Below are 19,469 nucleotides of genomic sequence, written 5' to 3'. Positions count from 1 at the left end.
CGCGCCTGGCCGTCCCGGGCCACTTTTCGATACGTCCTGCTGGCGCAAAGCCCGGTACAATACTGTATATTTATCCAGGTATTGAACACCGGGCGCTTTTGCCATGCAGTCCCCCGAACGTATCCATCCCGCGTTGTGGCGCGCCACGCAGTTGGCCAAAGGCGCCGCACGCACCCTGCCAACCGGGCATGCGGCGCTATCGGCCGAACTGCCGGATAACGGCTGGCCGCTGGGATCGCTCGTCGAACTGCTGACGCCCCATCCCGGCATCGGAGAAATCCGCCTGCTGCGTCCCGCGCTGGCCCAACTGGAAACCCGTCGGCCCATTGCCCTGGTGCAGCCTCCCCATGTTCCGCACATCGCCAGCTGGATGAGCTGGCGGCTGGATCCCCGGCAACTGCTGTGGGTGGCGCCGGAAAAACCGGTGGATGCGCTGTGGGCCAGCGAACAGATCCTGAAGAACGCCAGTTGCGGCGCGCTGATCTGCTGGCTGCCCCACGTGCGCCCGGAATCCCTGCGCCGCCTGCACCTGGCGGCCCAGGCCAGCGACCTGCTGTTCATCGCCGTGCGCCCGTCCCGCGCCGCCCAAAGCGCCACGCCCGCCGCCTTGCGGCTAGCGCTGGCGCCCGCGCCGGGCGGCCTGTCCGTACACATACTGAAGCGCCGGGGGCCTGTCTGCGACACCCCGCTGTACGTGGGCCTGGAGCCCGGCGCCCTTACCCCCTCTTCTCCCCGCCATGCGCCTCTGGATCGCCGCATACCTGCGCTGCCTGCCGCTGGACGCCATACGCCCGCACTGGCCGCATGAACAGCAGGCGTTCGCCGTTCTGGACCAGGAACGTGTGGCCGCCCTGACGCCCGCCGCCCGCCAGGCCGGCGTGACGCCCGGCATGCGCCGCGCGGGCGCGGCGGCCATCGCGCCTGGCGTGGAACTGCTGCCCCGCCAGCCGCAGGCTGAAGCCGACGCCTTGCAGGGCGCGGCGCTGGCCCTCTTGCAGTACACCCCCGAAATCGCGCTGGCCGACGGCGACACCGTGCTGCTGAATGTGGGCGCCAGCCTGATGTTCTTTCGCGGACCGCGGGCGCTGAGCCGGCGGGTGGCCGCCACGCTGCGCGCGCTGGATCTGCGGGTGTCGCTGGGCATGGCGCCCACGGCCACGGGCGCCTGGCTGCTGGCGCGGCGCGCCGGCCGGGGCGTGCCCCGCCGCACGCTCAAGCTGCCCACCCTGGCGCGGCGGCTCGATGCCCTGCCCCTGTCGCTGCTGCCCCAGGCGCAAGGCCGCCGCAACTGGCTGGACGACATCGGCTGCCACACGCTGGCGCACCTGCGCGCCCTGCCCCGCGCGGGCCTGCAGCGGCGCAGCGCGCCCGATCTGCTGCAAGCGCTGGACGCCGCCTACGGCCAGACGCCCGAACTCTACCGCTGGCTCGAACCGCCCAACCAGTTTTCGCGGCGGATCGAGCTCATGGACTATGTGGAACACACCGACGCCGTGCTGGCGGTGGCGGGACGCCTGGCCGAGCAGCTGGGCGGCTGGCTGACCGCCCGGCAACTGGCCGTGCGGCGCGTGGTGCTCAGCATGGATCACGAACGCGGCCGCCACGCCCGCCCGCCGACCGAACTGGAGGTCGCGCTGGCCCAGCCCATCTGGCAGGCCTCGCAGCTTCTGCATCTGCTGCGCGAAAAACTGAACCACTTCACGCTGGAAGCCCCCGTCATCGCGGTGGCGCTGCACGCGCCCGACACCGTCGAGCAACCCGCCGCCAGCACCACCCTGTTCCCCGAGCCGGGCGGCACCGCCGCCGACCACGCGCGGCTCCTGGACCTGCTGGTGGCGCGGCTGGGCCGCGACCGGGTGCGTCATGCCCGGCCCACCCCCGACCACCGTCCCGAGGCCGCCAACGCATGGACCGACGCGCTGGCCGCGCCAGAACGTCCCGCCCCCCTGCCGCCGCTGCTCGACCGGCCGTTCTGGCTGCTGGAAACCCCGCAGCCCCTGAAGCTGTCCGGCCATCGCCCCCACTACGGCGGCCAGGCGCTGCGGCTGATGCGCGGCCCCGAGCGCATCGAAAGCGGGTGGTGGGACCCGGCCCTGACCGTGCGCGATTACTTCGTCGCCGAAGACGCGGCCGGCGCGCGCTACTGGATCTACCGCGAACGCGACGCCGAGGACGCGCGCTGGTTCCTGCACGGACTGTACGCCTGACATGCGCATGGACGACGACGCCCCCGATCCGCTGGGCCCGGCTGAGACCCTGGCCCAGTTGCCCGGCTATGCCGAGCTGCAATGCCAGTCCAATTTTTCCTTCCTGCAAGGCGCCTCGCACCCCGAGGAACTGACCGCCCGCGCGGCCGAACTGGGCTACGCCGCGCTCGCCCTGACCGACGAATGCTCGCTGGCCGGCGTGGTGCGCGCCCATACCGAGGCCAAGACCCTCAAGCTGCCGCTCATCATCGGCGCCACGTTCCAGCTGCGCGCCGCGCCCGACGCCGCGCCGCTGGGCCTGACCCTGCTGGCGCAGACCCGCGAGGGCTACGGCAACCTGTCCGAATTCATCACGCTGGGCCGCACCCGGGCGCCCAAGGGCGAATACCGGCTGGCGCCGCAAGACATTGCCGATCCGCCCGCCGGGTACGCGCACCTGCGCAACCTGCCGGAATGCCTGGCCATCCTGACGCCCGCCTACGGCACCGACGCCGACCGCATGGCCGACCAGGCGCGCTGGCTGGCGCGCGTCTTTCCGGGGCGGGCGTGGGTGGGGCTGACCTTGCTGCACCAGTCGCGCGACGACCTGCACCGCGCCGCCGTCGAGCACGCGGCCCAGGCCTCGCAACTGCCGATCGTGGCGGTCGGCCAGGTGCAGATGCATGTCCGTTCGCGCAAGCCGCTGCACGACACGCTGACCGGCATCCGCACCCGCCAGCAGGTGTCGCAATGCGGCTACGCGCTGTCCGGCAATGCCGAACAACACCTGCGCAGCCGCATGCGCCTGGCCAGTCTGTACCCGCCCGACGCGCTGGCGCAGACCCTGGCCGTGGCCCGCCGCTGCACGTTTTCACTGGACGAACTGCATTACGAATACCCCGACGAGATCGTGCCGCCCGGCCACACGCCGGCCAGCTACCTGCGCCAGGAAGCGCTGGCCGGCGCCGCCCGGCGTTTTCCGCGGGGCGTTCCCGACGGCATCATGGCGCAGATCGACAAGGAACTGGAACTCATCTCGGACCTCAACTACGAGGCCTATTTCCTGACCGTCTACGACATCGTGCAGTTCGCCCGCAACGCCGGCATCCTGTGCCAGGGCCGGGGCTCGGCTGCCAACTCCGCCGTGTGCTATTGCCTGGGCATCACCGCCGTGGACCCGCAGCGCGGCAACAACCTGTTCGAACGCTTCATCAGCAAGGAACGCAACGAACCGCCCGACATCGACGTCGACTTCGAACACCAGCGCCGCGAAGAAGTCATCCAGTACATCTACGACAAATACGGCCGCGAACGGGCGGCCCTGACCGCGGTGGTCATCTCGTACCGGCCGCGCAGCGTGCTGCGCGACACGGGGCGTGCGCTGGGCGTGGACCCGGGCGTCATCGACGCCGTGGCCCGCGCCCACCAGTGGTGGGACGGCAAGAAGGAAATGCTGCGCACGCTGGGCGCGTGCGGCCTGGACCCCGAATCCCAGGTGGCCCGCCAGTGGGCGTCGCTGGCGCAGACCATGATGGGCTTTCCGCGCCATCTGTCGCAGCATCCGGGCGGTTTTGTCATTTCACGCGGCAAGCTCTCGCGCCTGGTGCCCATTGAAAACGCCGCCATGCAAGACCGCAGCGTCGTGCAATGGGACAAGGACGACCTGGATGCCCTGAAGCTGCTGAAGGTGGACGTGCTGGCGCTGGGCATGCTGTCGGCATTGCGCCGCACACTCGAACTGGCCAGCCAGCGCCGCGGCCAGCCGCTGGCCTTGCAGGACATCCCGGAAGGCGACGTGCCCACCTACGACATGATCTGCGATGCCGACACCATCGGCGTCTTCCAGATCGAATCGCGCGCGCAGATGACCATGCTGCCGCGCCTGCGGCCGCGCGAATACTACGACCTGGTGGTGCAGGTGGCCATCGTGCGCCCGGGCCCGATCCAGGGCGGCATGGTCCATCCCTACCTGCGGCGCCGCCAGGGCAAGGAAGACGAAACCTACCCCAGCGAAAAAGTGCGCGGCGTGCTCAGCCGCACCATGGGCGTGCCCATCTTCCAGGAACAGGTCATGCAGATCGCCGTGGTGGCCGCCGGTTTCTCGCCGGGCGAAGCCGACCAGCTGCGCCGGTCGATGGCGGCCTGGCGGCGCAAGGGCGGCGTGGACAAGTTCCGCGTCAAGCTGGTGGGCGGGCTGCTGGCGCACGGCTACACGCTGGACTTCGCCGAAGCCTTGTTCCGTCAGGTGGAAGGGTTTGGCGAATATGGTTTCCCGGAAAGCCATGCGGCCAGTTTCGCGCTGCTGGCATATGCCAGTTCCTGGCTCAAGCGCCACGAACCCGAGGCCTTCCTGGCCGCCCTGCTCAATTCCCAGCCCATGGGGTTCTATGCACCCGCGCAGCTGGTGCAGGACGCGCGCCGCCACGGCGTGTGCGTGCTGCCCGCAGATGTCACCGTGAGCGGCTGGGATTCCGTGCTGGAAACACTGCCCGGCGGCCATCCCGGCGCCCGGCGGCGCGCGCATCACCACGCGCCGCCCGCCGCCGAGCCCCGTCCCGCCGTGCGGCTGGGCCTCAGCCTGCTGCAGGGCATGCGCGAGGACACTGCCCGCCGCATCGAAGCGGCGCGGGCCGAGGCCCCCTTTGCCAACACCGCCGACTTGGCCCGCCGCGCCGGGCTCAACCGCCACGACCTGAATGCGCTGGCCGCGGGCGACGCGCTGCGCACCCTGGCCGGCCACCGGCGCCAGGCCAGCTGGGAGGCCGCCGCCAGCGTGCAAAGCCGCGACCTGCTGCGCGACGCCGAGATCGTGGACGCCCAGGCCCCGCAACTGTCCGCCCCATCCGAAAGCCAGACCGTGGCCGCCGACTACCGCAGCGTGGGCCTGACGCTGCACAGCCATCCCGTGTCGCTGCTGCGCCCGCAACTGGCCGCCCGCAATTTCCAGCCCGCCTCGGTGCTGAACGGCTATCCCAACAAACGCGTCGCCCGGGCCTGCGGCATCGTCACCGTGCGCCAGCGCCCCCAGACCTCCAAGGGCGTCATCTTCGTGACCCTCGAAGACGAGACCGGCCCGGTCAACGTGGTGGTCCGCCCCGACCTCATCGAACGCCAGCGCCGCGAACTGCTGGGCGCCACCCTGCTGGGGGTCTTTGGCGCCTGGCAAAGCGTGGACGGCGTGCGCCACCTGATCGCGCAGCGGCTGGTGGATATGTCCGACCTGCTTGGCGGACTGGCGGCGCAAAGCCGCGATTTCCACTAAAGCTGCGCGGCCAGCCGCCTGCCGCTGTTGCCCGGTTGCACAGGGGCCGCCGCGCCTTGACCACAGCACATCGCCGCTGGTCTATCATGGGTTTTTGTCCGCTCGTTGTAAGGAGTCCTACATGATCCGCAAGCTGATCCCCTTCCTGCTGGTTGCCAGCCTGGCTGCGTGCGCCAATACTGGCGGTTCGCGCACATCCAGCGCGCCGGCATCCAGCTCCTCGAGCGCGTCCTCTTCCTCGAGCACCGGCGCTGGCGCTTCCTACGGTTCATCCTCGTCCATGCCCGGCAGCACCAGCGGCAAGAGCTGCGACGCGGGCGCGCTGCAATCGCTGATCGGCCAGAAAGCCACGCCCTCCGTCATGGAAGACATGCGCACGCGCAGCGGCAGCGCCACCGCGCGCATGCTGCGCCCGGGCCAGGTGGTCACCATGGAATACAACAACACCCGCCTGAACCTCATCGTGGACGACAAGGACGTGATGACGGCAATCCGCTGCGGTTGACGGCGCCAGCCGGCCCGCGTCCGGCCGCCTCAGCGGCAGGACCGGGCGCCGCACCAAGACAAGCGCAAGGCCAGCGGCCGCACCGGTCGCTGGCCTTGCCAATCAATCCCCGGCCAGGTCCCGATCGGCCAACCCGCCCTTTCCACTCGCGCTTTTCACTCGCCCTTTTCACCCACCCCGAGCGGCCGCGCCGCCGGCGGCACATGCGGCAGGAACGCCCCCGCCACCTCGAAGGCGCATTCCTCGCGCGCAATGTCGATCACCCGGGACACGACCGGGTTGACGATGTTCTTTTTGTGCACCGCGTAGTAGTTGATGGTCGGCAGGTCCGGCTGCACATTCAGCTGGCACAGCGCCCCGCGCGCCACCAGCGGCGCAAAGTAGGCGCCCGGCAGATAGCTGATCCCCAATCCCAGCATCGTCAGCTGGGCCATCATGCCCAGACTGTTGCACGTCAGCACCCGCTTGACGGGCATTCCCTGCTCGGCGAACCACGCGTCATACAGATGCGATAACGCCGAATTGGTGGGCTGCGAAATGACGGGGTACGGCGCCAGGTCCTGCGGCGTCAGCGCGGCGGCGACATCGATGTCCAGCGCCGGGCTGGCCATCCACACATTGGTGACCGCGCCCAGATGCGTGCAATCGTACTGGTAACCCCAGAACGGACCCGGCATGATCGCCAGGTCCAGTTCGTCCTGCTCCAGCCGCTCATACAGGGTGATGCCGCCGTCGATCTCGGGCATCAGCTGCACGCGCGGGTAGCGCTGGCTGATCTGCTTGATCAGCCCGGCCAGCCAGGTCATGCCGACCAGTTCCGTCACGCCCAGCCGCACCACGCCTTCAAAGCTGGCCGGATCGGCCATGTTCTGGACGATCCGGCTGTTCAGCTCCAGCATCTGGCTTGCCAGCTCAAAGAGCTTGCGGCCCTGCGGGGTCATCAGGAGTTTCTTGGCCCGCCGCTCGAACAGGGGCGCGCCCGCAAAGGCCTCGAGTTCGCCCACCCGCTTGGCCACGGCCGATTGGGTGGTGTGCAGCTTGCGCGACGACGCGCTGAAGCTGCCCAGTTCGGAACTCCAATAAAAGGCCTCCAGCTGTTTGAGGGTGTACATCGCCGCGGTCGAAGAAAAGCGCATGGAAACCCCCAACATTACCACCGAGGCCGCTCGGCCCGGATCATCCCCGCGGATGCAGGATGTCCGCCAGGAAGCGCTGCGCGCGCGGATGCGCAGGCGCGCTGAAAAAGCGCTCGGGCGTGTCCATCTCCAGGATCTCGCCCGCGTCCATGAACACCACGCGGTCGCAGACGTCGCGCGCAAAGCCCATTTCGTGCGTCACGCACACCATCGTCATGCCGTCCTTGGCCAGCCCCTTCATCACCTGCAGCACCTCGCCCACCATCTCCGGGTCGAGCGCGCTGGTCGGCTCATCGAACAGCATGACCGGCGGCTGCAGGGCCAGCGCGCGCGCAATCGCCACCCGCTGCTGCTGACCACCCGACAGCGATCCGGGATAGGCGTCGATCTTGTGCGCCAGCCCCACGCGATCGAGCAGGCTGCGCGCCAGCTCCACGGCCTGCTTGCGAGGCTGCTTGCGGATGTTCACCGGCGCGAAGATCACGTTCTCCAGCACGCTCATGTGCGGAAACAGGTTGAACTGCTGAAACACGAAGCCGATCTTCTGGCGCAGGGCGTTCAGGTTCGCGCCCTTCTGGTAGATGTCCTGGCCATCGATCAGGATGCGGCCCTTCTCGATGGGCTCCAGCCGGTTGATCGTGCGGATCATGGTCGACTTGCCCGACCCCGACGGGCCGCAGACCACCAGCACTTCGCCGCGCGCCACCGACAGGTCCACGTCCTTGAGCACATGATGCTCGCCGTACCACTTGTTCACTTTTTCGAGATTGATCATGTTTTGTTCCTTTAAGCCATGGCCCGCGAACGGCGGATGCGCAGGTCCAGCCAGCTCAAGCCGCGGCTCAGGCTGAAGCACACCAAGAAGTAGATGATGGCCAGAATGCCGAACACCTGCAGCGGCTGCGTCAGCACGAGGTTGTTGACCTGGTTGGCGGCAAAAGTCAGTTCATTGACGCTGATGACATAGCCCAGCGACGTTTCCTTGATGGTGGACACGAACTGGCTGGTCATGCTGGGCAGCACGTTGAACAGCGCCTGCGGCAGCACCACCTTGCGCATCGTCGTCCAGTAGCCCACGCCCAGCGAGCGCGAGGCTTCGATCTGCCCGCGCGGCACCGCCTCGATGCCGGACCGGATCACCTCGGACAGGTAGGCGCTTTCATAGACCACCAGCGCAAAGATCAGCGTCCAGAAGCCGCTGACCACCTGCCCGGTGATCTTGGGCACGACGAAGTAAGCCCAGAAGATCAGCATGAGCAGCGGCATGCCGCGCACCACATTGACCAGGGCCTTGCTGGCCGTGCGCAGCCAGCCATAGGGACTGACACGCGCCAGCGCGATCAACAGCGCCAGCGGCAAGGACATCGCCAGGCCGAGCGCGGCCAGGATCAGGGTGAGCGCCAGTCCGCCCAGCGGACCGTTGGGGTATTGGCCCACGAGCAGCGTGGGCCAGTATTGCATCAGCAGATCAAGCACCGTGGCCTCCGCGGTTCAGACGATAACGGGCGTAGATGCGCGATCCGAAAGCCATGATCAGGAACGATCCCAGCAGGTACATGATCGTCGCCGCGCCGAAGGTGGCGAAGGTGCGGTAGGTCTCGTTTTCGATTTCCCGCGCCTGGTAGGTCAGCTCCATCACGCCGATCGCCATGGCCACGCTGGTGTTCTTGAACAGCAGCAGCGCGCGCCCGACCAGCGGCGGAATGGAGATGCGCAGCGCCTGCGGCACGATCACGAAGCGCATGCATTGCAGATAGCTGGCGCCCAGCGCGCGGGCGGCCTCGAACTGCGTGCCCGGAATGGCGCGCAGGCCGCTGCGGATGTCTTCGGCGATATAGGCGGCCGACCCCAGCGCCAGCGCGATCGCCGCCAGCGACATTTCGGCGTTGTGCGCGTACAGCCACATGCGGAACCCTTCGGGCAGCAATTCGGGCATGCCGAAATACCAGAACAGCACCTGCACCAGCAGGGGCACGTTGCGGTGGTATTCCACATAGGCGTCGACCAGCCAGCGGCACGGCGCCAGATTGGTGGCGCGCACCACCACCAGCGTCACCGCGATGGTGAACGCCATGACCCATGCAACCAGAAACAGCTGCACGGTGACCGCCATGCCGCTGAGCAGCAGCTGGTATTGGGAAGCGTCTAGAAAGCTCATAAACCTGTCAATCTCCTGCGATCGGGCGCGCGGCGCCAAGCATCACGGCTTCGCGCGCGCCGCCTTGCGGGACGCGCCGAAGCCGTGACGGGAGTGGCGAAGGAAACGCCCGGGTCCGTGCCTCAGCCGGCAATCGGGCCGATCTTGAAGCTGCGTTCCAGCTTGTACGGCGTCTCGGGGCCAAACCACTTGTCGAACAGCTTGGCCGCCGCGCCGGAGGCTTCGGCCTCGTCCAGCGCCTGGTTCACCGTTTCCAGGAAACGCGGTTCGGACTTGCGCACGCCCAGGCCCCAGGGCTCATCGAACACCGCCTTCGGGATGACGCTGACCGGCGCGGTCGGCGGGCTTTGCAGCACCAGGCGCACCAGCACCAGCTCGGAGGCAAACTGCGCGTCGACCTTCTTCTGTTGCAGGGCGAGGTACGTGGCCGAGCTGTCGCCGTAGCCAATCACCTGCGACTTGTCCAGAATGCGCTTGATTTCGCGCTCGGAGCTGGACCCCTTGGTCGCGCCGATGCGGCGGCCGTTCAGGGCCTCGATCGAATCCAGGCCCGAATCCTTGCGCACCATCAGCTTTTGCGGGCTGACGTAGTACGAGTGGCTGAAGGCGATCTGCTGGGCGCGGTCGGGCGAATAGCCCAGGTTGGCCGCCAGGATGTCCACGCGCCCTTCGTTCAGCTCGGGCACGCGCGCCGCCACCGACAGCAGCTTGTAGTTGACCTTGACGCCCAGCTTGTCGGCGACCAGCTTGCAAACGTCCACGTCATAGCCCACCAGTTGGCGTGTCGCGGCGTCCTGGAAGCTGAAGGGTTGCGACGTGCCCAACGTGCCGCAGACCAGCTCGCCGCGCGCCTTGATGTCGTCAAGCTGGTCGGCGTGGGCGATTCCGCCCGCGGCCAGCGTAGCCAGGCCCAGGCAGGCGGCAAAGAAAGTGTGACGCTTCATGGTTCATTCCCCTTGATTGGTTGTTTGGTGAACAGACTGAATAGGACGTTGAATCGATGGCGTGGAGTCGATGGCGTTGAATCGATCACGCCGGACCGCCGAGGTCCGGCGGGTATCGGGCATCAGGCCAGCTTGGCGCACGCCTCGCGGATCGCCGAGCAACCCTGCCGGATATCGTCCAGCGAGGCCGCGAACGACAGCCGGAACGTGCCCGGCGCGCCGTAGGCGTGACCGTCGATGACCGCCACGCCCGCTTCGCGCAGCAGGTAATGTGTCAGGTCGGTATCGCTGGCGATCACGTCGCCGGCCGGCGTCTTCTTGCCCAAGAGGCCCGAGCAGTCCGGAAAGACATAGAACGCGCCCTGCGGCACCACGATGTCCAGGCCCGGCGTGCCCGACAATTCGGCGATCGCCAGGTCGCGGCGTTCGCGAAACACCTTGGCAAACTCCACGACGCAGTCCTGCGGGCCCGTCAACGCTTGCAGCGCGGCCGCCTGGCTGACCGACGAGGCGCCCGACGTGCTTTGCGATTGCAGGATCGCCATTGCCTTGATGAGCTCATCGGGACCGGCGCCGTAGCCGATGCGCCAGCCCGTCATGGCGTAGGCCTTGGACACGCCGTTGACCACGAGGGTGCGTTCGGCCAGTTCCGGCGCCACCTGCAGCGGATGCACGGTGGGCTCGCCGGTGAAGTTCAGGCGCGCGTAGATGTCGTCGGTCATCAGCCAGACGTGCGGATGACGCGCAAGGACCTCGGTCAGGCCGCGCAGTTCTTCCGCGGTGTAGACCGATCCGGTCGGGTTGCTGGGCGCGTTCATCATCAGCCACTTGGTGCGCGGCGTGATGGCGCGTTCCAGGGCGTCGGGCGTGACCTTGTAGTCGCTGGCGGGCGACGTTTCCACCGTCACCGGCACGCCGCCGTTGACCAGGACCATGTCCGGATAGGACACCCAGAACGGCGCGGGAATCAGCACTTCGTCGCCATCGTTCAGCGTGGCGGCCAGGCCGTTGAAGATCACCTGCTTGGCGCCGGTGCTGACAATGACGCGCGAAGCCGGGTACGTCACGCCGGTCGCTTCCAGCAGGTGCGCGGCCGCGGCCTTGCGCAGGGCGAGCGTGCCCTGCGCCGGCGGATACTTGGTTTCGCCGCGGTTCATGGCGGCCGTCGCGGCCTGCCGGATGTGCTCGGGCGTCGAGAAATCGGGTTCGCCGATGGTCAGGTCGATGATGCGGCGGCCCTGTTCGCGCAGTTCGGCGATGATGGCGCGCGCGGCGACGCTGGGCGACAGCTTGATGCGCTTGATGCGGTCGGCGACGATGCTCATTTGGCCGCTCCCATCTTTTCGGCCAGGGTCTTTTCCAGCCACGGCTTGGTGTACGTGCCGGCGCGCAGCTTTTCCTTGGCCACGGCTTCGTCGTCTTCCTTCTTGAGCGCCAGCGCCAGCACGGCGCTGGCGTGTTCGGCCGGAATCACCACCACGCCATCGGCGTCGCCCACGACCACGTCGCCGGGGTTGACCACCTGGCCGCCCACCGACACGGGCACGTTGATCTCGCCCGGACCGTCCTTGTACGGCCCCTTGTGCGACACGTCGCGGGCAAAGCAACCGAATTCGCTCTGCGCGAACACGTCCGCGTCGCGCACGGCGCCGTCGATCACGAATCCTTCGATCCCGCGCGACTGCGCGTCCATCATCATCAGTTCGCCCACCAGCGCGTTGCTGGTGTCGCCCGCGCCGTCCACGACGATCACGTCGCCCGCCCCGCCCAGCGAAATCGCCTTGTGGATCATCAGGTTGTCGCCCGGACGGGTCTTGACGGTCAGCGCCACGCCGACCGTGCGGCGTGCGCCATTATGCAGCGGACGCAGGCCCGACACGCCGTACAGACGATTCATGCAGTCGCTGATCTGGGCCGAGCCGATGGTGGCAAAGCCGGCCAGCACGTCGGCGGCGACGGCCGGCGCGGTACGGGAAAGAATGCGATATCCGATGGGATTCATAAGGAAAGTCAGTGTGAATGCAAGGAGCGTTGAAGCGAACCTGCATTACAAAGCCGCGCAAGCCTTTCCTCAAAACGATATAAATTCCCAGCGATCCACGAATATTTTTCGTGGATTAAGCGGTTTAAGGGTTATCCCTTATTCCTGCATCCGCGCTCAGTCATCGCCGGCGCCCGACGCGCTGCGCGCCTCGGACAACGCCACCGTCAGGTGCATGACCTTCTTCTTGAGCTGGTCACGCTCGTCCGTCAGCTTGGCCAGCAACTGGCGCAGGCGAGCGATCTCGGCCGGCATGTCGGCGATGTTCTCGATGGGCTCCTCGGGCGGCGCCTCGCGGGGTGGCGGGGCCTTGGCCTGGCGCACTTCCCGGGCGGCCTGCTGCAATTCCTTGCGGCCGCCGGCAACCGCGGCAGCCTGCCGTTCCGCCGGCAGCGACGCCACGGCCGCCGCGGCGTTGATGGAGATGGCGCCTTCCTTGACCGCGCGCACCAATTCCGGCGCCGCGGACTTCTGGATCTTTTCGATCTGGCCCAGGGTGTTGCTGCTGATGCGGGCGGCGCGCGCCAGCGCCTGCCGGCTGGGCACGGCCGGCTTCCAGTCGGGATTGGCGTGGCCGCGCATCGGCGCGGCGCCGGCCCCGGGCGCGTCCTCGTCCCAAGGTGGGGAGTCGTCGGACGGCGATCCGTCGGACGGCGCGCCTTCCGAAGCTGCGCCTTCTGTCGCCCCCTCGCCAGTCGCCGCCCCGGCCTCCGGCCCGGTGCGCGCCAGCAGGATCTCCTTCTTGCGCAGCGCCAGCACCCCCCGCTGAAAGTCCGACACGCTGCGCCGGCCCAGGTGGTTCTCGATCATCCACAGATGCACGTCCTCGATGGACTTGAAGTGCGGATGCTGGATGGTCTTGAAGGGAATGTCGTGCTTGACGCAGATGGCGTAGCGGTTGTGGCCGTCGACCAGCAGATCGCCCCACAGCACAAGGGCGTCGCGGCACCCTTCGGCCAGCAGGCTGCGCTCCAGCGCGGCGTGTTCGTCCTCGGTCAGCGGGTCTATATAGGCGCGCAGGCCTTCGTCTACTCTGATTTCCATGGTGTCCAAATAAAGTCGGGCCGCGCGCTACGCCAGTCCCTGTCCGCGCAGCACGTCCTGAATCGCCGCCAGCCGCGAGACCGGATCGGTCAGCGCCAGCAGGGTCGCCTTGTCGTCCGGCGGCAGCGGCAAGAGTTCGCACCAGCGGTTCGCCACCCAGCCGCAGTCGTCCAGCCGGAACGGCGGCGCAAGCGGCATGCGTTCGGCGGGCACGCCGTCCCGCTGCCACTGCGCCACCAGCCGGCCCAGCGCATCGGCGCTGGCCTGCATGGTTGCCGGCACGGGCGTGGGCGGATCGTCGGGGATGGGCTCGGCCTCGCCCATCCAAAGGCCGTATTTTGCCACCTCGCTGGACCGCAGCCGAAAGCGCCCGGCGCCGCGGCACCGGATTTCCAGCAAGGCCGGCATGGGCGCCTCCCAGCGTTCAACCCGGGCCATCGTGCCGACCGGCGACAGCGTCTCCTCGCCTTCCGGGGAACGGACCTCGCTACCGGCCAGCAGGCCCACGATGCCGAATTCGGTGTTCTCGGCGATGCTGCGGCGGATCATGTCCAGGTAGCGCACCTCGAAGATGCGCAGTTGCACCACGCCGTCGGGAAACAGCGCGTTGGACAATGGAAACAAGGGAATCAGCGACATGGCCGCCTCCTGTTCATGTCACGTGGAACGCTTCGTCCACCGGCACCTGCAGCGCCGTCGCCAGCGCGTTGGTCTGCGACGCCATCGCGATCACCGCCAGCAGTTCCGCATGCTGGCCGTCGGTCATGCCCTTGGCGCGGGCCGAGGCCGTGTGGGAATGAACGCAATACGCGCACCCATTGGCCGTGGACACCGCGATGTAGATCAGCTCGCGCACCAGCGGCGAGAGCTCGCCTTCGGCCATCATTACCGTCTTGAGCTGCTCCCAGACGCTGCGCATCCGCGGCGGATCGTTGGCCAGCGCCCGCCAGAAATTGTTGACGAAGTCCGATTTGCGCGTGGCGCGGATGTCTTCCAACACCGCCCAGGCCTCGGGACTTCTACGGATCTCGTCATCGCTCAGCAGCCTTACCGTGCTCATTGCACCGCTCCATCGTGAAAAAATCGTGACGCCGCCGCCCTTTCGCGGCGGCCCTGTTCCGATCCGTCGGGGGCCGGGGCCGCCAATCAGGTATTGCGGCCATCGTAGGGAATGCGGGTCAGCGCATTCAAGTCCACATTTTCCAGGCAGCGCACGTTGACGGCCGCGGTCTCCTTGCCTTCGGCGCCCACGCCGAAACCGAACGGCGCGCAGCCGCAATTGGCGCAGAAATGGTGCGAAATCACGTGCTTGTTGAAGGTGTACGTGGACAGCGTCTGCGTCGAGGACGTGATGCGCAGCGCGGCGCGCGGCACGAACCACAGCAGATAGCCCTTGCGGCTGCAGTGCGAGCAATTGCATTCCAGCACCTGGGACACATCGCCATCGACTTCATAGGCGATCTGTCCGCAGTGGCAGCTTCCTTGTTGCATGGATTGTCTCCCGGCCGTTATCGGATCAGACTCCCATCATAGGCCTGTGCCGCCCGCCTTGCCCATGCGGACCCGCCGCACTTCACCCCGCCCGGAGCCATCATGCCCCAGTTATCCGCCTACCTCAGTTTCGACGGCAATTGCGCCGAAGCCATGCGCTTTTACGAACGCGTGCTGGGAGGCCGCCTTGACGCGCTGGTCCGTTATGCCGATGCGCCCGCCGATGCCGTCATGCCCATCCTGTCCGAGGAGGACGCCGGGCGCGTCATGTACGCCCGCCTTACGCTGGATGAGCAAACCTTGCTGGGCAGCGACGCCACCGCCGGACACCCCTACCCCGGCAACCGGGGGGTGGCGCTGGCACTGGTGTATCCCACCGTGTCGGACGCGCACCGGGTGTTCGACCTTCTGGCCGAAGGCGGCAGCGTCACGATGCCGCTTCAAAAGACGTTCTGGGCAGAAGCCTACGGCGCGCTGGTCGACCGGTATGGCACGCGCTGGATGGTGAGCGGGGGCCGCATGACCCCCTGATGGCCCGGACGGCTGTGCCCGTCGCCGGGTTCAACCGCCCGGCCGGTGCGCCGCCAGCACCTCGTGCAGCGACTGCGCCGCGCGCTGCAGCACCGGCACGGCGCGCAGCAGATCGTCCAGCATCACACGCGCCGTGGGCGCATGGCAAGCCACCGCCGCGACCACGCGGTCTTCGCCGTCGCGCACCGGGACCGCCACCGCGCTCATGCCGCGCACGAATTCCTCGTTGTCGATGCCGATGCCGCGCACGGCCAGCCGCTCCAGCTCGGCCTCAAGCCGCGCCGGGTCGGTCAGCGTGCGCGGCGTGTTGCGCGTGAGCGGCAGGCGGGCCAGCACGCGGCTGCGCTCCAGGCGGTTCATCGAGGCCAGGAACAGCTTGCCGCTTGCCGTGCAGTGCATGGGCACGTGGCTGCCCACCGCAAAAAAGAGCCGCAACGGCTCATTGGTCTCGACGCGCTCCATGTAGACGACGCGGTCGCCATCGGGCGCCGTCAGGTTGCAGGTTTCGCCCAGCGTGCCCACCAGTTGGGTCAGCACGGCGCGGCACGCGCGGGTGAAGGCGCAGGCGCGCAGCGTGGCGAGCGCCAGCGAGGTGGCCTGCGGCCCCGGGACGAATCCGTTTTCGGTGGGCGTAGCGGCCACGAAGCCGGCGCGCTGCATGGCCGCCAAGAGGCGCATCAACGTGGTCTTGGGCATGTCGAGCCGCTGCGCAAGCTGCGCCAGCGTGGGCGGATGCTGCGCCCGCGCCAGATGATCCAGCACCAGCAACGCCCGCAACGAACGGGCGGCCTCCTGCTGTCCGCCCGCGTCGTCGGACCGGCCATCTGCCGGCTCCTGCGATGCTGCACTGCGATTTTGAAACCGAAGCCGCATGTTCTGTTCCATTTCTCCGCCCCAGCGCGTGTTGTGCTTTGTTCTGTGCGCGCGCTTCCTAGAATCGCCTCAGATGCCGGCCTGGTCCGCATTGCGGAGTCTGCACCGGCCGGTCATGCCGAACAAATATAAGGGAGACCGCGCGGAAATGTCCGATACCGTCGATTACATCGTGGTGGGCGCCGGCTCGGCCGGATGCGTGATGGCCAACCGGTTGAGCGCGGACGGCGCGCATTCGGTCTGCCTGCTGGAGGCCGGTCCGAAGGACACCTATCCCTGGATCCATATTCCCATCGGCTACGGCAAGACGATGTTCCACAAGGTGGTGAACTGGGGCTACTACACCGACCCGGATCCCAACATGCTGGACCGGCGCATCTACTGGCCGCGCGGCCGCACGCTGGGCGGCTCCAGTTCCATCAATGGCCTGATCTACATCCGCGGCCAGCGCGACGACTACGACGCCTGGGCCGAAGCCGGCAACCCGGGCTGGGGCTGGGACGACTGCCTGCCCTGGTTCCGCAAGCTGGAAAACAACGATCTGGGCCCAGGCCCTACCCGCGGCACCGAGGGCCCGCTGAACGCCACCTCCATCAAGACGCCGCATCCGCTGGTGGAAGCGCTGATCGACGCCGCCGGCAAGCTGGGCATGCCGCGCGTCCGTGACTTCAATTCGGGCGACCAGGAAGGCGTGGGCTATTACCAGCTCACCACCCGCAACGGGCGGCGCTGCTCCACGGCCGTGGCCTACCTGCGGCCCGCGCAGGACCGCCCCAACCTGCGCATCGAAACCGATGCGCACGCGATGGCCGTGCTGTTCGAAGGCAGCCGCGCCTGCGGCGTGCGCTACCGCCGCGATGGCCAGGTCCGAACGCTGCGCGCCCGGCGCGAGGTGGTGCTTTGCGCAGGCGCCCTGCAATCGCCGCAACTGCTTCAGCTGTCCGGCATCGGCCCGGCCAGCCTGCTGCGCGAGTTCGGCATCGGCATCGTGCGCGACCTGCCCGGCGTGGGCGAAAACCTGCAGGACCATCTGCAGATCCGCCTGATCTACGAGACCACGCGCCCGATCACCACCAACGACCAGTTGCGCACGCTGCACGGCCGCCTGCGCATGGGGCTGCAATGGCTGCTGCTGCGCAGCGGTCCGCTGGCCGTGGGCATCAACCAGGGGGGCCTGTTCTGCCGGGTTGACCCGGCCAGCCGCACGCCCGACACCCAATTCCATTTCGCCACGCTGTCGGCCGACATGGCGGGCGGCAAGGTGCATCCCTTCTCGGGTTGCACCTATTCGGTGTGCCAGCTGCGGCCCAGCTCGCGCGGCCGCGTACAGCTGCGCAGCACGGACCCGTTCGAGGCGCCGTCCATGCTGCCGAATTACCTGTCGACGGAGCTGGACCGCCGCATGGCCGTGGCCGCCGTCCGGTACGCGCGCCGGGTCGCCGTGACCGAGCCGCTGGCCGGCCTGATGAAACGCGAATTCCGCCCCGGCCCGGACGTGCAGACGGACGACGAGATCCTGCACTTCTGCCGCGAGTACGGCGCCACCATCTTCCACCCTTCGGGCACCGCGAAGATGGGCCCGCGCAGCGACCCCATGGCGGTGGTCGACGAGCGCCTGCGCGTGCACGGCGTGTCGGCGCTGCGCGTGGTGGATTGCTCGATCATGCCCACGCTGGTCTCGGGCAACACCAACGCGCCGGTCGTGATGCTGGCCGAGCGCGCGGCGGATTTCATGCTGCAGGACGTGCGGCAGGCGCGCGCGCAGACCGTGCGCACGCCCGCGCGGATGGAGATGACGGACCCCGGTTAGGAAACGCATATCGCAGACAGACCCGGCCGCGGCAGCGCAGATTGTCCGGCCGACCCACCAAAGGAGACTGGACATGGCCAAGCAAAACGAAGCGGCGGTGCGCAAAGTCGTCACCGCCTCGCTGATCGGCGCCACCATCGAGTGGTACGACTTTTTCCTGTATGGCGTCGTCGCCGGCATCGTATTCAACAAGCTGTACTTTCCCACCGGCGATCCGCTGGTCTCGACCATGCTCGCCTACACGACGTTCGCCGTCGGCTTCGTGACCCGGCCGCTGGGCGGACTGATCTTCGGCCACTTCGGCGACCGCATCGGCCGAAAAAGCATGCTGGTGATGACGCTGATGATCATGGGCATCGCCACCTTCCTGATCGGCCTGGTGCCCACGTACGAGATGATCGGCATCTGGGCGCCCATCCTGCTGCTGCTCTTGCGTGTGTTCCAGGGCATCGGGCTGGGCGGCGAATGGGGCGGCGCGGTGCTCATGGCCTATGAATATGCCCCGCCCGACAAGAAAGGCTTCTACGCGTCGCTGCCGCAGATCGGGCTGGCGATCGGGCTGTGCCTGGCCTCGGGCACGGTGGCGCTGCTGTCCGTGCTGCTGACCGACGAGCAGTTCATGGCGTGGGGCTGGCGCGTCGCCTTCCTGGCGTCCGCCGCGATGGTGGCCGTGGGCATGTACATCCGGCTCAACATCAAGGAGACGCCGGAGTTCACGGCGGTCAAGGCGCAGAACGCCGAAAGCCGCATCCCGTTCATGGACATGATGCGCCGCTATCCGGGCAACGTCGTCAAGGGGATGGGCGCGCGCTATATCGACGGTGTGTTCTTCAACGTCTTCGGGGTGTTCTCGATCTCGTTCCTGACGCAATCGGTGCAGATCACCCGGACCGAGGCGCTGATCGGGGTGATGGCGGCGGCGCTGGTGATGTGCTTCTTCATCCCCTTCTTCGGCCGGCTGTCCGACCGCATCGGCCGTACCCGCGTGTACTTCTGGGGTTCGCTCATCACCGCCGCAGCGACCTTCCCCGGCTTCTGGATGATGATCAACAGCGGCGGCAACGTGATGCTGATCTGGCTGGCCATCATCATTCCGTTCGGGATCCTGTACGCCGCCGTGTACGGTCCGGAGGCCGCGCTGTTCTGCGAACTTTTCGATGCCAAGGTGCGTTACACCGGCATCTCATTCGTCTACCAGTTCTCGGGCATCTTCGCGTCCGGCATCACGCCGATCATCGCCACCGCACTGCTCAAGACGGGCGGCGGGCAGCCGTGGCTGATCTGCCTGTATGTGATGTTTGCGGGGGTCGTGTCGGCCTTCTGCGCGTGGCTGATCGGGCGCGGCAGGCAGCCGGTGGAAGTGGACGACGCAAGCCAGCCGTCCGTGCCGCGGGCTGGGCTGCGCAAGGCGTAGGCGGCGGGCGGCCCGTGCGCAGCGGATCCGCACGGGTCACAACCGGGGGTCCGTCCGGCGCCCCCCTTTCGCCG

General features: G+C 67.8%; 19 protein-coding genes. 7 read left to right on the top strand and 12 right to left on the bottom strand.

The features are described 5' to 3' along the window. The first annotated feature begins 103 nt into the window (after nucleotides 1-103). The 4 genes from imuA to KVT32_RS15025 all read left to right on the top strand — a co-directional run bounded on the left by imuA (nucleotide 104) and on the right by KVT32_RS15025 (nucleotide 5,953). Complete coding sequence (gene imuA / locus KVT32_RS15040) at nucleotides 104-808, top strand: translesion DNA synthesis-associated protein ImuA (RefSeq protein ID WP_056317163.1); 705 nt, start codon at nucleotides 104-106, stop codon at nucleotides 806-808. Beyond that, nucleotides 738-2,207, top strand: coding sequence for a DNA polymerase Y family protein (locus KVT32_RS15035; protein WP_217618439.1), 1,470 nt, complete (start codon nucleotides 738-740; stop codon nucleotides 2,205-2,207). Before imuA ends, KVT32_RS15035 begins: the two co-directional genes overlap by 71 nt. 1 nt (nucleotide 2,208) lies before the next feature. Continuing rightward, on the top strand, nucleotides 2,209-5,448 hold the full coding sequence (locus KVT32_RS15030; protein ID WP_217618438.1) for an error-prone DNA polymerase: 3,240 nt from the start codon (nucleotides 2,209-2,211) through the stop codon (nucleotides 5,446-5,448). A gap of 121 nt (nucleotides 5,449-5,569) precedes the next feature. Next, nucleotides 5,570-5,953, top strand: a complete 384-nt coding sequence (locus KVT32_RS15025) for an I78 family peptidase inhibitor (protein WP_056317153.1) — start codon at nucleotides 5,570-5,572, stop codon at nucleotides 5,951-5,953. A gap of 155 nt (nucleotides 5,954-6,108) precedes the next feature. On the opposite strand, the gene KVT32_RS15020 is transcribed toward KVT32_RS15025, so the two are convergent. The 11 genes from KVT32_RS15020 to KVT32_RS14970 all read right to left on the bottom strand — a co-directional run bounded on the left by KVT32_RS15020 (nucleotide 6,109) and on the right by KVT32_RS14970 (nucleotide 14,767). Continuing rightward, nucleotides 6,109-7,104 carry a LysR family transcriptional regulator gene (locus KVT32_RS15020; protein ID WP_056317151.1) on the bottom strand — a complete coding sequence of 332 codons (996 nt, stop codon included), beginning with the start codon at nucleotides 7,102-7,104 and terminating at the stop codon, nucleotides 6,109-6,111. A 25-nt stretch (nucleotides 7,105-7,129) separates the two neighbouring features. Continuing rightward, nucleotides 7,130-7,864: an amino acid ABC transporter ATP-binding protein gene (locus KVT32_RS15015; RefSeq protein WP_062841528.1), complete on the bottom strand. Its 735-nt coding sequence runs from the start codon at nucleotides 7,862-7,864 to the stop codon at nucleotides 7,130-7,132. Nucleotides 7,865-7,875: 11 nt separating this feature from the next. Then, entirely contained in the window at nucleotides 7,876-8,565 is a 690-nt protein-coding gene (locus KVT32_RS15010; protein ID WP_056317143.1) for an amino acid ABC transporter permease, read from the bottom strand. Next, a complete protein-coding gene (locus tag KVT32_RS15005) occupies nucleotides 8,558-9,247 on the bottom strand; it encodes an amino acid ABC transporter permease (protein ID WP_056317142.1) in 690 nt (229 codons plus the stop codon). The genes KVT32_RS15010 and KVT32_RS15005 overlap by 8 nt, the downstream gene beginning before the upstream one ends. Nucleotides 9,248-9,369: 122 nt before the next feature. Further along, entirely contained in the window at nucleotides 9,370-10,191 is an 822-nt protein-coding gene (locus KVT32_RS15000) for an ABC transporter substrate-binding protein (RefSeq protein WP_175155374.1), read from the bottom strand. 122 nt (nucleotides 10,192-10,313) lie between these two features. After that, nucleotides 10,314-11,516: an aminotransferase class I/II-fold pyridoxal phosphate-dependent enzyme gene (locus KVT32_RS14995; RefSeq protein WP_056317138.1), complete on the bottom strand. Its 1,203-nt coding sequence runs from the start codon at nucleotides 11,514-11,516 to the stop codon at nucleotides 10,314-10,316. Beyond that, complete coding sequence (locus KVT32_RS14990) at nucleotides 11,513-12,193, bottom strand: RraA family protein (RefSeq protein ID WP_152384291.1); 681 nt, start codon at nucleotides 12,191-12,193, stop codon at nucleotides 11,513-11,515. The genes KVT32_RS14995 and KVT32_RS14990 overlap by 4 nt, the downstream gene beginning before the upstream one ends. Before the next feature lie 156 nt (nucleotides 12,194-12,349). Further along, nucleotides 12,350-13,276: a hypothetical protein gene (locus KVT32_RS14985; RefSeq protein WP_152384290.1), complete on the bottom strand. Its 927-nt coding sequence runs from the start codon at nucleotides 13,274-13,276 to the stop codon at nucleotides 12,350-12,352. Nucleotides 13,277-13,303: 27 nt separating this feature from the next. Continuing rightward, nucleotides 13,304-13,915 (bottom strand): LON peptidase substrate-binding domain-containing protein, encoded by a 612-nt coding sequence (locus KVT32_RS14980; protein ID WP_056317130.1) that lies wholly within the window; start codon nucleotides 13,913-13,915, stop codon nucleotides 13,304-13,306. 13 nt (nucleotides 13,916-13,928) lie between these two features. Next, nucleotides 13,929-14,336, bottom strand: a complete 408-nt coding sequence (locus KVT32_RS14975; protein WP_056317127.1) for a carboxymuconolactone decarboxylase family protein — start codon at nucleotides 14,334-14,336, stop codon at nucleotides 13,929-13,931. An 86-nt stretch (nucleotides 14,337-14,422) separates the two neighbouring features. After that, the gene (locus tag KVT32_RS14970; protein ID WP_056317126.1) at nucleotides 14,423-14,767 is read right to left on the bottom strand and encodes a GFA family protein; all 345 of its coding nucleotides are present in this window, start codon (nucleotides 14,765-14,767) and stop codon (nucleotides 14,423-14,425) included. 102 nt (nucleotides 14,768-14,869) lie between these two features. On the opposite strand from KVT32_RS14970, the gene KVT32_RS14965 reads away from it, so the two are divergent. Then, nucleotides 14,870-15,298 carry a VOC family protein gene (locus KVT32_RS14965; protein WP_152384287.1) on the top strand — a complete coding sequence of 143 codons (429 nt, stop codon included), beginning with the start codon at nucleotides 14,870-14,872 and terminating at the stop codon, nucleotides 15,296-15,298. A gap of 30 nt (nucleotides 15,299-15,328) precedes the next feature. Here KVT32_RS14965 and KVT32_RS14960 read toward each other — a convergent pair whose 3' ends face one another. Beyond that, entirely contained in the window at nucleotides 15,329-16,183 is an 855-nt protein-coding gene (locus KVT32_RS14960; RefSeq protein ID WP_056317121.1) for an IclR family transcriptional regulator, read from the bottom strand. Nucleotides 16,184-16,319: 136 nt separating this feature from the next. Here KVT32_RS14960 and KVT32_RS14955 point away from each other — a divergent pair, with 136 nt between their 5' ends. After that, nucleotides 16,320-17,981 carry a GMC family oxidoreductase gene (locus KVT32_RS14955; protein WP_217618437.1) on the top strand — a complete coding sequence of 554 codons (1,662 nt, stop codon included), beginning with the start codon at nucleotides 16,320-16,322 and terminating at the stop codon, nucleotides 17,979-17,981. A gap of 73 nt (nucleotides 17,982-18,054) precedes the next feature. Continuing rightward, complete coding sequence (locus KVT32_RS14950; RefSeq protein ID WP_217618436.1) at nucleotides 18,055-19,395, top strand: MFS transporter; 1,341 nt, start codon at nucleotides 18,055-18,057, stop codon at nucleotides 19,393-19,395. Nucleotides 19,396-19,469 lie beyond the last annotated feature (74 nt).

Source organism: Achromobacter sp. GbtcB20 (genome assembly GCF_019091095.1).
In the GTDB taxonomy this organism is placed as follows: Bacteria; Pseudomonadota; Gammaproteobacteria; order Burkholderiales; family Burkholderiaceae_B; genus Achromobacter; species Achromobacter mucicolens.
Note: the sequence above shows the minus strand (reverse complement) of the source record. Positions and strands in the feature narration are given on the sequence as shown.